Here is a 13,951-nt window from a genome sequence, read left to right on the forward strand (position 1 = left end):
ACATTTATTATATATGTCACACATCATTTATGAGTGCAAGCAAGGTGGCATTATCTTTACAAGGGGTGATGCTGATAGGGTTGCTTAACTGAATGAATTGCGTTTTTAATCTATATTCAACGCCGCTATGACATAAACCTTAAAAAGGAAATATCCATGTCTGACGATATTCTGTTTAGTCCCTTCACGGTAAAAGGGTTAACCCTTCCCAATCGCATCGTTATGGCGCCCATGACGCGTAGTATGGCGCAAGAGGGGATTCCCGGCCCAGCGAATGCGCAATATTACCAGCGACGTGCTGAGGGAGGTGTAGGACTGATTCTAACGGAGGGGACTGTGGTCGATCGTCCCGCTTCGCGTAACATGCCAGGAATTCCATTTTTCCATGGTGAGGCGGCGCTGGCAGGCTGGGATGCGGTGGCTAAAGCAGTTCATGCCGCAGGTGGTCGTATTGGTCCACAAATTTGGCATACGGGCTCAACGCACGGTCGCGGTTGGGAACCTGATGCTCCTGTTGAGAGCCCTTCTGGGTTGGTTGGGCCTGATGAGCCTCGTGGTGTGGTGATGACGGAAGAAGATATCGCCGATACCGTGGCGGCTTTCGCCCGTGCGGCAGCCGATGCTAAGCGGCTGGGGTTTGACACGCTGGAGTTGCATGGGGCGCATGGCTATCTGATCGATCAATTTTTCTGGCCGGGCACGAATAAGCGTGAAGATGCCTTTGGTGGTGCAACGATCCGCGAACGCTCTCGCTTTGCCGCTGAGGTAATTCGTGCTGTCCGGGCCGCTGTTGGTGAGGATTTCCCGCTGATTCTGCGCGTGAGTCAGTGGAAGCAGCAAGATTACAGCGCACGGCTTGCCACCTCTCCACAGGAGATGACGGACTGGTTGGCACCGCTAGTTGAGGCTGGTGTGGATGTTCTCCACTGTTCCCAGCGCCGTTTCTGGGAGCCGGAATTCCCTGAGATTGATGGGGATGAAGGGCTGAACTTCGCTGGTTGGGCGAAGAAGCTGACAGGTGCGGCGACAATCAGCGTTGGCTCGGTAGGGTTAAGCTCGGATTTCTTTGCTGCGTTTGGTGGTGAAGGTTCTGGTGCGGCGGCGCTGGACAATCTGTATGCACGAATGGAGCGGGAAGAATTTGATTTGATCGCGGTCGGCCGGGTACTGCTCTCGGATGCGCAATGGGTGCAAAAAGTGCGTTCTGGACAGACTGATAAATTACGCGGTTTTGATGCAGCGGATTTAGCCGTACTGGCGTGATGTTTGGGGGCCGTGGCTGATAAGTCGCGGTACTTCAATTGCGTATTGGAAAGGTTAATACAGAAAGATTAGCGCAGGTTCTCACCTACACGACACGTGCAATAGATAACGTTTAGTGGGTTTACTTCAGAGATGAGTCACTTTGCGGAAGTGGTGGGTCGTGCAGGATGACTCGGCCTTTGGCCTCGCCCCTTCGGGGTCAACGCTAGCGCGTTGTTGTCTCGTTTCACTCGGCTCGAACCTGAGCGCAGGTTCTCACCTACACGACACGTGCAATAGATAACGTTTAGTGGATTTACTTCAGAGATGAGTCACTTTGCGGAAGTGGTGGGTCGTGCAGGATGACTCGGCCTTTGGCCTCGCCCCTTCGGGGTCAACGCTAGCGCGTTGCTGTCTCGTTTCACTCGGCTCGAACCTGAGCGCAGGTTCTCACCTACACGACACGTGCAATAGATAACGTTTAGTGGATTTACTTCAGGGATGAGTCACTTTGCGGAAGTGGTGGGTCGTGCAGGATTCGAACCTGCGACCAATTGATTAAAAGTCAACTGCTCTACCGACTGAGCTAACGACCCGCAGAAGTGGTGGGTGATGACGGGATCGAACCGCCGACCCCCTCCTTGTAAGGGAGGTGCTCTCCCAGCTGAGCTAATCACCCACTTCTGTACTACATTTACTTCAACTTCTAATAAGAAGACCAGCTGGTAGAGATTGGTGGGTGATGACGGGATCGAACCGCCGACCCCCTCCTTGTAAGGGAGGTGCTCTCCCAGCTGAGCTAATCACCCAATCTCAAATCTTCTTACTCTACACAGCGAGCAACTCTTACTTAAAATCCGTAAGGAGTGGTGGGTGATGACGGGATCGAACCGCCGACCCCCTCCTTGTAAGGGAGGTGCTCTCCCAGCTGAGCTAATCACCCCCGCTGTGTGGAGTCGCATTATAGGGATCCTTGAATATGAGTCAACGCTTTTTAAAACTAAAATGGTTGTTCGTTGCAAAATTAGGCAAGGCGTCGTATTTATCGCCGTTAGCGCTGTATCCTTGTGCAATTCAGTCAGCTATCTTGCTCCTTCAACCACAATAAAAGCGCGTGCGGCATGTTACGGCGTTGAGGAATCGAAGCAGAGTGATAGAATGTTGCCCACTTTTGTTCTCTGAGCTCATGTCGGTCTATGCCGACAGCCGTTGCGTAATAAGGCTGTAATCCCAAATGAAAATCAAAACCCGTTTCGCCCCTAGCCCTACTGGCTATCTTCACGTTGGCGGCGCTCGTACCGCACTGTATTCTTGGCTATTTGCCCGTCACCAGGACGGCGAGTTCGTGCTGCGTATTGAAGATACCGATCTGGAGCGTTCAACTCAGGACGCGATTGATGCCATTATGGATGGTATGAACTGGCTGAGCCTGAACTGGGATGAAGGCCCGTACTACCAGACTAAACGTTTTGACCGCTACAACGCCGTTATCGATCAGATGCTGGAAAACGGTACGGCATATAGATGCTACTGTTCGAAAGAGCGTCTGGAAGCACTGCGCGAGCAGCAGATGGAAAATGGTGATAAGCCACGTTACGACGGCTGCTGTCGTGGTTCTCACAAGCATCATGCTGACAGTGAGCCGCATGTTGTGCGTTTTCTTAACCCACAGGAAGGTTCAGTCATCTTTAATGACCGAATTCGTGGGCCGATCGAATTCAGCAATCAGGAACTCGACGATCTGATCATCCGCCGTACCGACGGCTCGCCGACCTACAACTTCTGTGTCGTCATCGATGACTGGGATATGGAAATTACGCACGTTATCCGTGGTGAAGATCATATCAACAATACGCCGCGCCAGATCAACATCCTGAAAGCTTTGGGCGCACCGGTACCGGAATATGCGCATGTGTCGATGATTTTGGGTGACGACGGTAAGAAGTTGTCCAAGCGTCACGGTGCTGTCGGTGTGATGCAATACCGCGATGATGGCTATCTGCCGGAAGCATTGCTGAATTATCTGGTGCGTTTAGGCTGGTCATCTGGCGATCAGGAAATTTTCTCTATTGATGAGATGAAATCTCTGTTCTCACTGGATGCGGTCAGCAAATCCGCAAGTGCCTTCAATACTGAGAAGCTGCAATGGCTGAACCATCATTATATTAACCATCTGCCAGCAGAATACGTGGCAACACATCTGTCATGGCATATTGAGCAGGCAGGAATTGATACTCGCACCGGACCACAGTTGAGCGAACTGGTCGGCCTGTTGGGCGAACGTTGTAAAACGCTGAAAGAAATAGCGGATTCTTGCCGCTATTTCTATGAAGATTTTGCTGAGTTTGATGCGGATGCCGCGAAGAAGCATTTGCGTCCGGTTGCGCGTCAGCCACTTGAACTGGTACGTGAGAAGCTGGCAGCGATTACTAGCTGGACGCCGGAGAACATTCACCATGCTATTCAGGGCACGGCAGATGAACTGGGTCAGGGTATGGGTAAAGTCGGCATGCCGCTGCGCGTTGCGGTAACAGGGGCTGGTCAGTCTCCGGGCGTTGACGTGACTGTACATGCGATTGGCCAACAGCGTTCGCTGGCGCGTATTGATAAAGCACTGGCTTTCATTACCGAGCGTGAAGCACAGCAGTAATCGCTATCGCGTAAATAGCATTGCACAAAATAAGCCCCGGCCTGAGAGCCGGGGTTTTTTATTGTTTTATCTGAGAGCGGTGTTGCCTGATAACTATTGACCGGCGATAGCCACCGCTTTGCCGATGGCATCGGGAATCACGTCACCATGTCCCTTTCCAGGGAACAGAATAAAGTCGGCTTTTGTGCCTTGTTCATTGAGTTGTGTGGCTAGCGTTTTTGCTCTTTCCACCATTTTTCTTTGGCTGAGTCGTTCTGCCCGTTTTTCATCAACGGGTTGACCCGCCCGCGTTTTGACTTGCTCATCTTCATTTGCCCCTGCTGTAACGGTAATTGACAGCGGTGGTGTAGCGAGCAGCGGCGTTCTTGCCGGAATCACAATGCCATTTCCCCACCAGATAGATGGGCTTGCAGCAACATAACGCTGGAAAGATTCGGTGTGGTTAAAAAGCGTATAGAGAGTAAATAGGCCACCGAAAGAGTGCCCGGCAAGCGTTTGTTTTTGTTTATTAACGGCATAGTTTGCTTCAACCCAGGATTTTACCGTGGATTGCAGGAATTGATAAAACGCCTCGGCCTCACCGCCTGTAGCAAAATCTGGATCGGTGAGTGTGGTTGGTGGCGTGTAGTCTCGCGTTCTGGCGGGAACATCGTAAGGCTTATCGATCGGATAACCGATAGCGACAATCAGCGGTGCTGCGCCATTTTTCGCGTTATAGCTGTTTATAGCAACAGGAAACTGCGCATTGCCGTCCAGCATGTACAGCATCGGATAACCGCCTTCTGGCGCGGGTTGGCGGGGAAGTGCGATGAAAATCCGATAGGTATGCTGTGCATCACTTTGTATCTCAATCTGTTTGATCTCAAATTGAGCTTTTGCTTGTTCGGTAATATCAGGAATAGTTGGCTCAGCCCGAACGGGCGAGATGCTAGATGCGGATACCATCAGAGAAAATACAATCATAGGAAAATAGCGCATGTGCTGGGGCTTAATAGAAGACAAAAGCGTAACGTGAATCAATGATAATAAATCGCGTTATCGTTGGCAGCTTTTATTGTGCTTGTGATGATATGACACCGGAATTGCCGCCTGTTTTTTCTTACCTTTGGCGTCTTTTTCAGCGGTTGACCGGATAACCGGATTTAGCCGTTGACACTGCTAATCGGGTTTCATATTATGCGACGCGTTCGCACAGTACTTGCCTTTATGGTGACGCTGTAAGATACGGGGCTATAGCTCAGCTGGGAGAGCGCTTGCATGGCATGCAAGAGGTCAGCGGTTCGATCCCGCTTAGCTCCACCAAACACTCCCTTTGTTTGGTTAGTTATCACGAACATTTCACACGTTGTGGGGCTATAGCTCAGCTGGGAGAGCGCTTGCATGGCATGCAAGAGGTCAGCGGTTCGATCCCGCTTAGCTCCACCAAATCATCGCATTACTTCTGATTTCATTCCGTTTTTTCAATTTCTCCGTATTCAATCAACGTTTTTCATTTGCTTAATACGTTTGTCAGTGATTCCCTGTAAACGGTTCTTGGTAAACGCTAGTTGGCTGCCTTCATTTTTTGAAGACAACCAAACCGTTATCGCTTAAGCCTCTTCCGGGAGCCTTGGCGTCCAGTCTATTGGCGACAATCCTTGCTGTTCCAGAAGCTGATTAGCCTGCGAAAAATGCTTGCAACCCAAAAAACCACGATGTGCAGACAGTGGAGAAGGGTGTGGCGATTTCAGAATATGGTGACGCTGTTGGTCAATGATGTTGCCTTTTTTCTGTGCATGCGAGCCCCACAAAAGAAAGACCACACCTTCCCGCTGTTCATTCAATGCAGCAATAACGCGGTCAGTAAAGGTTTCCCAGCCCAGATTGGCGTGAGAGTGCGCCTGTCCAGCTTCAACGGTTAGTACTGTGTTTAACAGTAAAACGCCTTGCTCCGCCCAGCTTTGCAGAAAACCGTGTCGTGGGATTTCAAATCCAGGGATATCGCTCGCCAGTTCTTTATAAATATTACCCAGAGAAGGCGGAGCGGGTACACCCGGACGTACCGAGAACGACAGCCCATGTGCCTGATTCGGGCCGTGATAAGGGTCTTGCCCCAGAATGACGACTTTGACCTGATGCAGTTCGGTAAAGCGAAATGCGTTAAAAACATCTTTCTGCGGGGGATAGATCGTCTTACCAGCAGCCCGCTCTTTCCCTACGAACTCAAGGGTATTGATGAAATAAGGCTGCTGCTTTTCTTGTGCTAGCACGTCATGCCAGGTAAGGAGGGTCGCCATCATGCACTCTTTTTTACAGGTTGAATGGTGTTGTAGGTAGCTTACCGATCTATTGTGCTGAGGTAAAACCGTAACCGCTATTGTCGGGTGAAAGAACGTTTTTTTGAAAAAAAATTGAAAATTTACAAAAATATTTGCAATTCGGTGTCTTGGTAAAATTGATATAAAACAATAAATTGCCTTCGTGTGGTTAAATGGTGGGTTTTTAAAATTGATTTAAGTCAAGGATGCCTAGCTATCAGGCTGGTATATAAGGGAGTAGATACAAACAGTTTTATACGATCGTTACGAAATCTGGCCGTTTTTAACTAAGTCAGTTTTTAACTACGTTCGTTTTTAACTAAGACAATAACACGCCGTTTTACGGAGGCAATTATGGTTACTGGTATTCAAATCACCAAGGCTAACGACAGCGCGCTGATCAATTCTTTCTGGTTGCTGGATGAAGAAAAATCACAGGCGCGTTGCGTGTGTGCTAAATCGGGTTATAGCGAAGATCAAATCGTTCCGGTGAGCGATCTGGGGCAGATTGAGTATCGTGAAATTCCGCTGGAAATCAAACCTGAAGTGCGTGTGGAAGGCGGTCAACACCTGAACGTAAATGTTCTGCGCCGTGAGACGCTGGAAGATGCCGTTAAGCATCCGGAAAACTATCCACAGCTGACTATCCGCGTATCTGGCTACGCTGTGCGTTTCAATTCACTGACGCCAGAGCAGCAGCGCGACGTTATCGCGCGTACTTTTACCGCAAGCCTGTAAGTTGTTACTTAAGCTTTAACAGAAAGGGAGCCGAAGCTCCCTTTTTTATGTCTCTATTTTATAGAAACTTTATTCAGCCGACGGTTCGTCGGTTTTCTTTGTTGGTTGACGACGCTTACCAACATTTTTACTGTCGCGATCGCGAACCTTCACTTTAATTTTTTCTTTTTCCTTCTCTTTTTTCTCTTTCCGCTTGGCGAGCACTTTTTTCGACGGTTTGCCCGTCGTTTTGGCGCTTGGCGCTTTGGTCTCTGGGCGAAGCTCTTCAATGACGCGCGGTTTTAGCGGCTCATTCAGGTAGCGGCTGATTTTTCCCAGCAGCAGGTGATCGTGAGCTTCAACGAAAGAGATGGCACAGCCTTTGCGACCCGCGCGGCCGGTGCGGCCGATACGGTGAAGGTAAGTATCTGCTGTGCGCGGCAAGTCGAAGTTAAATACGTGGCTGACATCGTCAATATCGATGCCACGCGCTGCGATATCGGTTGCCACCAGCACGTTAACCCGACCGTCGCTCATGCGTTTGATCGCCTCGTTGCGCTTGGCTTGCACCATTTCGCCTTCGAGATAGCATGAGTTAATGCCAGCTTCATGCAGCCAGGATACGAGCTCATGCACCCGCTCACGCTTGCGTACAAAGATGATAGAACGCGTAACATCTGGCTGTTTTAACTGATGGCAAAGCAGGGCCGTTTTGTGTTTGAGATCGTCGGCACGGTAATACCATTGCAGAATTTTTTTACGTTCCCGACGTGATGGATCGGACTCGATCTCAACCGGTTCGTTGAGCAGACGCTCGGCGAAATCCTTGATCGCGTCCCCTTCCAGCGTCGCAGAAAACAGCAGGGTTTGCTTGCGCCAGCGGGTTTCTCCGGCGATGTGTTCAATATCTTGGGCAAAGCCCATATCCAGCATTCTGTCCGCTTCGTCCAGAATCAGCGTTTCTACCGCGCGGCAATCAAAGTTTTCTTCTTTGATGTATTGCATCAGACGGCCAGTTGTCGCGACGACGACATCCTGATTTTCACTGAACACTTCCGCGTGGTTCATATATGCCACGCCGCCAGTGATAGTGGCGATATCCAGATGCGTATGTGCTGCGAATGCTCGCGCCTGATCGGCTACCTGCATGGCGAGTTCACGCGTTGGCGTGAGGATCAGAATACGAGGTGGACCTGATTTTTTACGAGGGAAATCGATAAGATGCTGCAAAACCGGCAGCAGATAAGCGGCGGTTTTACCTGTTCCTGTTGGCGCGGAGCCCAGTACGTCACGGCCTTCCATCGCCGGAGGAATTGCCTCGGCTTGAATCGCAGTCGGACGTTCATAACCCATATCACGCAGGGCGTCTAACAGGCTTTCATCAAGATCGAGCTCGGAAAAATTGGTTACAGTCATGGTCTACCTCTATTTGGGGCGCCGATTATAGACGGATTGGCCGGTTTCTTCACCTGTTTAAGCAGACATCGGCACTTTTCCTGCATTGATGTTTCACCTATGCTACTGCGGTTTGCGTTTGGAATCTTATTTTCATGAGTCATCAGGCTGATAATAAACTGACATTGCGTCGGGATGGATTTACCTTCAAGCAATTCTTTGTGGCGCACGATCGCTGTGCAATGAAGGTGGGGACCGATGGCATTCTTCTGGGTGCGTGGACACCGGTGTCCTCAGCCACGCGGGTCCTGGATATCGGCAGTGGTTCTGGCCTCCTCGCGTTGATGCTGGCGCAACGTTCCGAGCCGCATGTTCGGATTGATGCCGTTGAGCTGGATAGCGCCGCCAGTCAGCAGGCGAGAGAAAACGTTGCCGTTTCTCCATGGGCGGAAAGAATAGCGGTTTATACTGAAGATATCGTGGATTTCACCGCGACGCGATTCTCTGAGTATTCGTTGATTATAAGCAATCCGCCTTATTTCTCGCCGGGGATCGCGTGTGGTTCAGCTCAGCGTGAGCAGGCGCGCTACACCACATTGTTAACCCATGAAGTGCTATTGGGCTGCGCTCATCAACTCTTGATGCCTGAGGGGATTTTTTGCGTAGTGCTGCCCGTTCAGGTTGCGGAGCACTTTATCCCGCTGGCGCAGCAACACAATTGGCACGTCCAACAGCAGCTTCTCGTATCTGAACAGGAAGATAGACCAGCGCATCGCGTTTTGCTGGCGCTGTCTCGCGAAGAAAAGGAGTGTGTGAGTTCTTGGTTGGCTATACGTGATGCAGAAAGACGTTATTCGACGGATTTTCAGCAACTGACAAAAGATTTTTATCTTTTCATGTAGGTGGCAGACGCTTTGTTGCCGCGTCTGCCTTTTCTGAACTACGATTTTTATGAATTATGGCACCAGAATCGTTGGTGTCGGTGCTTCGAACTGTTCTGGATAGTCCAGCGTATAATGCAGCCCGCGGCTTTCTTTCCTTTCCAACGCACAGCGGACGATGAGTTCGGCGACCTGCACCAGATTACGTAGCTCCAGCAAATTGTTGGAAATGCGGAAGTGGGAGTAGTACTCATTAATTTCCTGCTGAAGCAGATGGATTCGGCGTTGCGCCCGTTCCAGCCGCTTGGTGGTCCGCACGATCCCAACGTAGTCCCACATAAACAGACGCAGTTCGTGCCAGTTATGCTGGATCACTACCTGTTCGTCGGAGTTGTCGACCTGGCTTTCATCCCAATCCGGCAATTTTTTTACCGCTTTGATTTGCGGTAAACGCTGCAAAATATCCTCGGCGGCTGACCAGCCATAAACCAGGCATTCCAGCAGTGAATTGGATGCCATGCGGTTTGCGCCGTGCAATCCGGTATAGCTGACTTCGCCAATCGCATACAGGCCGTCAAGGTCGGTACGCCCATGCTGGTCGACCATCACTCCGCCACAGGTATAGTGCGCTGCCGGGACGATCGGTATGGCTTCTCGCGTCAGATCAATGCCGAGAGACTGTAGCTTTTCATCGATAGTAGGGAAGTGCTGTTTGATGAACGCTTCCGGCTTGTGGCTGATATCCAGATACATACAGTCTGCACCAAGCCGTTTCATCTCATGGTCAATCGCTCGGGCGACCACATCACGCGGAGCCAACTCGCCCCTTGCATCGAAATCGGGCATAAAGCGGGAGCCGTCAGGGCGCTTGAGGTATGCGCCTTCACCGCGTAACGCTTCCGTTAGCAGGAAATTTCGCGCCTGCGGATGGAACAGGCAGGTCGGGTGAAATTGATTGAATTCCAGATTTGCCACACGACAACCCGCACGCCACGCCATGGCGATACCGTCGCCGGAGGAAATATCCGGATTCGTGGTGTATTGATAAACTTTGGATGCGCCACCGGTCGCTAAAACTACCGTTTTCGCCCGGCAGGATTCGACGCGTTCCCGTTCACGGCTCCATATATAAGCACCAATAATACGACGAGTACCGGGCAAACCCAGCTTATTGGAGGTAATTAAATCGACGGCGTTACAGCGTTCCATAATCTTAATATTCGGATGGGATAACGCTCTCTGCACCAGCGTATTTTCCACTTCTTTTCCGGTTGCATCCGCTGCGTGCAGAATCCGACGGTGGCTATGTCCACCTTCGCGCGTGAGATGATAGCGTTCTTCGCCGCTGGTGCTGGTTTCGGTATCGAATAGCACGCCTTGTTCTATCAGCCATTGCACGCAGTGTTTGGCATTACTGGCGATGAATTCAACGGCCTCCCTTTCACACAGGCCATCACCAGCGATCAATGTATCGTCGATATGAGAATCAATTGTGTCGGTTTCATCGAAAACGGCTGCGATGCCGCCTTGAGCATAAAACGTCGCGCCTTCGTTGAGTGGGCCTTTGCTTAGTACCGTCACGTTGGCCTGTGAAGCCAGCCGCAGCGCGAGTGAAAGCCCGGCAGCACCGCTGCCAATGATTAAAACATCACAGACGTGTTCAGTGGTCGTTTGCATGGTCGTGTCGTGGATGCAAAAAGAAGAGGAATTCCGATGTTAGCACCCAACGGTTGATTGCAGTATGGGTTTTTAGCCCCTTACGCTATAAAGAATAAGCGGATGATGGAGCATGGTGAATCGTGCGAATACCTTGGATTTATCGTATCATCCTCGCAAGAACGTAGAACCCTCAGATGAAGACAATTTTTTTGATGAAGACAATGTGTAATGAAGAGAATGCGTCATGATACGCATCGCAAAGACGAGTAACGGCGCTAAGTAAAAGAAAAATGATGGCTCGGAACTTTATTGAATGTCTTGGTTCTAATGAGGAGCTTGCTCTAAATATGACTTATATAGCTGGCAGTACTATTTTATGTGTGGAGAACGGTTTGAGTAGAGATTACCTCGGATGAGCGAGCAACTGGCAGATCAGGTTCTGGTCGAGCGAGTCCAAAAAGGCGATCAAAAATCGTTTAACTTGTTGGTCGTTCGTTATCAGCATAAGGTAGCGAGCCTGGTATCGCGGTATGTTCCTCAAGGGGACGTGCCGGACGTGGTACAGGAATCGTTTATTAAAGCGTATCGCGCGCTGGAATCATTCCGCGGCGATAGTGCGTTCTATACGTGGCTGTATCGTATTGCAGTGAATACGGCCAAGAATTATCTGGTAGCTCAGGGCCGCCGCCCGCCTTCCAGCGACATTGATGCTAATGACGCAGAAAACTACGAAAATGCGGGCGCACTGAAAGAAATATCGAACCCTGAGAATTTAATGTTGTCAGAAGAATTACGAAGCATAGTTTTCCGAACCATCGAGTCTTTGCCGGAAGATTTACGTTTAGCGATTACGCTGCGTGAGTTGGACGGTTTAAGTTACGAAGAGATTGCTGTGATTATGGATTGTCCCGTCGGCACTGTTCGTTCTCGTATTTTCCGAGCGCGGGAAGCTATTGATAATAAAGTACAACCGCTTATTCAGCGCTAACGAGTGTTTTCTGTTATGCGCATGACTAATGATGGATTTGACAAGGTAAGGGTGTCGGTATGCAGAAAGAGAAACTTTCCGCTTTAATGGATGGCGAAGCAGTAGATTCCGAACTGTTAGGCGCATTGTCACGCGATGACGCGTTACAGCAAAGTTGGCAAAGTTATCATCTAATTCGTGATACGTTGCGGGGTGATGTCAGTGAAAACGTGATTCACCTGGACATCGCTTCTCGCGTTGCCGCTGCAATCGAAAAAGAGCCTGTTCGTCTGGTTCCACAAGCGCAGCCTGAATCTCAGCCACAACCTGTCGAATGGACGAAAATGCCTTTCTGGCACAAAATCCGTCCGTGGGGTAGCCAACTGACGCAAGTCGGTGTCGCCGCCTGCGTGTCCTTAGCGGTGATCGTCGGCGTACAAAATTATCAGCAGGGTAACGCACCTGAACATGTTGTCGAATCCGGCGTGTTTAGCACCTTACCCGCTATGGGAACTGCCTCTCCAGTGAGTCTGGGCGTGCCGTCTGAAAATGTTGCCCCTCACAGTGGTCAACAGAAATCCGATATGCAGCGTAATCGTCTTAACGCCATTTTACAGGACTACGAATTACAGCGCCGGCTACATGCTGAGCACGCTCTGCCGCAAGACGATCAGCAAGCGGCCATTCAGGTTCCCGGCACTCAATCATTAGGAACACAGTCTCGTTAATGAAGCGTGTTTGGTCCGCCGTCTGTTTTCTGATTGGCAGCCTGTTTTATTCTACCTTCGCCCCGGCTCAGAATGTTGAGCCGGGCGCGTTGCTGCAACAGATGAATAGCGCCGTTCGTTCTCTGAATTACGAAATTTCATTTATTAACATCACTCTGCAAGGATTTGAGTCAGTGCGGTATCGCCATGCCGTAGTCAATAATCGTTCCTTGGCGCAGTTGCTGTTTATGGATGGGCCGCGACGCGAAATTTTGCAGCGTGGTAATGAGGTCAGCTACTTTGATCCCGGTTTTGAGCCGTTTACGCTAGCCAGCGATCATATCGTAGATTCTCTCCCTTCTCTGGTTTTCGCTGATTTCCAGAAACTCTCGCCTTATTATGATTTTATTCCCGCCGACGGAAGGGTGCGTATTGCCGATCGTCTGGCATCAGGGATTCGAGTCATTTCCCGAGATGGTACGCGCTACAGCTACATGGTGTGGATTGATGCGGAATCGAAACTTCCCTTGCGCATTGATCTACAGGATCGCAATGGTGACAAACGGTTGGAGCAATTCTTAACAACATCGCTGATTGTTGATGATGATGTGGTTAGCGTGATGCGTCCGTTGGAAGGGATCAAACTTCCCCCTGTGTTACCCACGCCTGCTACAGAAAAAGGTGATTTTACCTGGGAGCCAGAATGGCTGCCTGCGGGGATGAAAGCGCTTTCGCACAGCAAAAAAGTATTGCCCGGCTCGTCTATTCCGATTGAAACACGTCTGTACAGCGATGGTTTGTTTAGCTTCTCGATTAACATTAGCCCGTCTTCTGACGTGAGTGAGGAACAGTCTCTGCTCACGGGACGACGTTCTATTCATACCGTCATGCGGGGAAATCGCGAGATTACCGTTGTCGGTGATATTCCCCCCTCGACGGCTAAGCGCGTGGCTGACAGTATCGTTCTGAAGGCGCAACCATGATCAAAGAGTGGGCAACGGTTGTGTCATGGCAGGATGGCATCGCAGAGTTGCGGTGTGAGCCGAGTGCGGGATGTGGCAGTTGTAAATCCCGTTCGTCGTGTGGGACGGGCTTGTTAAGCCAGCTCGGGCTTTCCGCTGAAAATACGCTGTATGTTCCTTACGATCGACCTTTAGAGGTCGGGCAAAAAGTGGAATTGGGTATTTCAGAAGGGCGATTACTACTTTCTGCTGCTCTGGTTTACTTCGTCCCGCTGGTTGGATTGCTGATCGGGGCGGCGATATTCCAAACGCTATTCGGTACCGATTTGGCTGCCGTTATCGGCGCGTTGTTGGGCGGGGGGGGCGCGTTTATCGGCGTGAAGCAATGGGCAAAACGGTTAGGTAAAAATAAGCGTTATGAGCCTGTTATCCTGCAAATTGCGTTGTCTGGCACTCTCTTACAAAATTGACCTG

General features: G+C 50.4%; 12 protein-coding genes, 6 tRNA genes and 2 other RNA genes. 10 read left to right on the forward strand and 10 right to left on the reverse strand.

Annotation, left to right across the window (positions count from 1 at the left end; translation table 11 throughout):
• The first annotated feature begins 156 nt into the window (after positions 1 to 156).
• The gene (locus KP22_RS15990) at positions 157 to 1,263 is read left to right on the forward strand and encodes an NADH:flavin oxidoreductase (RefSeq protein WP_039307211.1); all 1,107 of its coding nucleotides are present in this window, start codon (positions 157 to 159) and stop codon (positions 1,261 to 1,263) included.
• Between the two features lie 151 nt (positions 1,264 to 1,414).
• On the opposite strand, the gene KP22_RS21935 is transcribed toward KP22_RS15990, so the two are convergent.
• The 6 genes from KP22_RS21935 to KP22_RS16010 all read right to left on the reverse strand — a co-directional run bounded on the left by KP22_RS21935 (position 1,415) and on the right by KP22_RS16010 (position 2,185).
• Positions 1,415 to 1,542: non-coding RNA, RtT sRNA (locus tag KP22_RS21935), on the reverse strand.
• Between the two features lie 46 nt (positions 1,543 to 1,588).
• Positions 1,589 to 1,716, reverse strand: a non-coding RNA gene (locus KP22_RS21940) — RtT sRNA.
• Positions 1,717 to 1,762: 46 nt separating this feature from the next.
• Positions 1,763 to 1,838: transfer RNA gene (locus KP22_RS15995), tRNA-Lys, on the reverse strand.
• Between the two features lie 7 nt (positions 1,839 to 1,845).
• Positions 1,846 to 1,921 (reverse strand) — tRNA-Val (locus KP22_RS16000).
• Between the two features lie 54 nt (positions 1,922 to 1,975).
• Positions 1,976 to 2,051 (reverse strand) — tRNA-Val (locus KP22_RS16005).
• 58 nt (positions 2,052 to 2,109) lie between these two features.
• Positions 2,110 to 2,185 (reverse strand) — tRNA-Val (locus KP22_RS16010).
• A 291-nt stretch (positions 2,186 to 2,476) separates the two neighbouring features.
• Here KP22_RS16010 and gltX point away from each other — a divergent pair.
• On the forward strand, positions 2,477 to 3,892 hold the full coding sequence (gene gltX, locus KP22_RS16015) for a glutamate--tRNA ligase (protein ID WP_039309246.1): 1,416 nt from the start codon (positions 2,477 to 2,479) through the stop codon (positions 3,890 to 3,892).
• A 93-nt stretch (positions 3,893 to 3,985) separates the two neighbouring features.
• Here gltX and KP22_RS16020 read toward each other — a convergent pair whose 3' ends face one another.
• Positions 3,986 to 4,855, reverse strand: coding sequence for an alpha/beta hydrolase (locus tag KP22_RS16020; protein ID WP_244880038.1), 870 nt, complete (start codon positions 4,853 to 4,855; stop codon positions 3,986 to 3,988).
• Between the two features lie 263 nt (positions 4,856 to 5,118).
• Between KP22_RS16020 and KP22_RS16025 the strand changes: the two genes are divergently transcribed.
• Positions 5,119 to 5,194, forward strand: a tRNA-Ala gene (locus KP22_RS16025).
• 47 nt (positions 5,195 to 5,241) lie between these two features.
• A tRNA-Ala gene (locus tag KP22_RS16030) sits at positions 5,242 to 5,317 on the forward strand.
• 164 nt (positions 5,318 to 5,481) lie between these two features.
• Here KP22_RS16030 and ung read toward each other — a convergent pair.
• Entirely contained in the window at positions 5,482 to 6,168 is a 687-nt protein-coding gene (gene ung / locus KP22_RS16035) for a uracil-DNA glycosylase (RefSeq protein ID WP_039308775.1), read from the reverse strand.
• Positions 6,169 to 6,543: 375 nt separating this feature from the next.
• Here ung and grcA point away from each other — a divergent pair, with 375 nt between their 5' ends.
• Positions 6,544 to 6,927 (forward strand): autonomous glycyl radical cofactor GrcA, encoded by a 384-nt coding sequence (grcA, locus tag KP22_RS16040; RefSeq protein ID WP_005973551.1) that lies wholly within the window; start codon positions 6,544 to 6,546, stop codon positions 6,925 to 6,927.
• Positions 6,928 to 6,996: 69 nt separating this feature from the next.
• Here the strand turns inward: grcA and srmB are convergent, their stop codons facing one another.
• Positions 6,997 to 8,322: an ATP-dependent RNA helicase SrmB gene (srmB, locus tag KP22_RS16045; protein ID WP_039308772.1), complete on the reverse strand. Its 1,326-nt coding sequence runs from the start codon at positions 8,320 to 8,322 to the stop codon at positions 6,997 to 6,999.
• A 134-nt stretch (positions 8,323 to 8,456) separates the two neighbouring features.
• On the opposite strand from srmB, the gene trmN reads away from it, so the two are divergent.
• Complete coding sequence (trmN, locus tag KP22_RS16050; RefSeq protein WP_039325166.1) at positions 8,457 to 9,203, forward strand: tRNA(1)(Val) (adenine(37)-N(6))-methyltransferase TrmN; 747 nt, start codon at positions 8,457 to 8,459, stop codon at positions 9,201 to 9,203.
• A gap of 54 nt (positions 9,204 to 9,257) precedes the next feature.
• On the opposite strand, the gene nadB is transcribed toward trmN, so the two are convergent.
• The gene (nadB, locus tag KP22_RS16055) at positions 9,258 to 10,859 is read right to left on the reverse strand and encodes an L-aspartate oxidase (protein ID WP_039308766.1); all 1,602 of its coding nucleotides are present in this window, start codon (positions 10,857 to 10,859) and stop codon (positions 9,258 to 9,260) included.
• Between the two features lie 394 nt (positions 10,860 to 11,253).
• Between nadB and rpoE the strand changes: the two genes are divergently transcribed.
• From rpoE to rseC, 4 genes are read left to right on the forward strand one after another with little or no spacing between them, the layout of a single operon-like run.
• Positions 11,254 to 11,829 carry an RNA polymerase sigma factor RpoE gene (rpoE, locus tag KP22_RS16060; RefSeq protein WP_005973561.1) on the forward strand — a complete coding sequence of 192 codons (576 nt, stop codon included), beginning with the start codon at positions 11,254 to 11,256 and terminating at the stop codon, positions 11,827 to 11,829.
• 59 nt (positions 11,830 to 11,888) lie between these two features.
• Positions 11,889 to 12,536 carry an anti-sigma-E factor RseA gene (gene rseA, locus KP22_RS16065; RefSeq protein WP_039308763.1) on the forward strand — a complete coding sequence of 216 codons (648 nt, stop codon included), beginning with the start codon at positions 11,889 to 11,891 and terminating at the stop codon, positions 12,534 to 12,536.
• Positions 12,536 to 13,498, forward strand: a complete 963-nt coding sequence (gene rseB / locus KP22_RS16070) for a sigma-E factor regulatory protein RseB (RefSeq protein ID WP_039308761.1) — start codon at positions 12,536 to 12,538, stop codon at positions 13,496 to 13,498. The genes rseA and rseB overlap by 1 nt, the downstream gene beginning before the upstream one ends.
• Positions 13,495 to 13,947 (forward strand): SoxR-reducing system protein RseC, encoded by a 453-nt coding sequence (gene rseC, locus KP22_RS16075; protein WP_039325167.1) that lies wholly within the window; start codon positions 13,495 to 13,497, stop codon positions 13,945 to 13,947. Before rseB ends, rseC begins: the two co-directional genes overlap by 4 nt.
• The last annotated feature ends 4 nt before the right edge of the window (positions 13,948 to 13,951 follow it).

Origin of the sequence: Pectobacterium betavasculorum, assembly GCF_000749845.1 — a bacterium.
In the GTDB taxonomy this organism is placed as follows: domain Bacteria; phylum Pseudomonadota; class Gammaproteobacteria; order Enterobacterales; family Enterobacteriaceae; genus Pectobacterium; species Pectobacterium betavasculorum.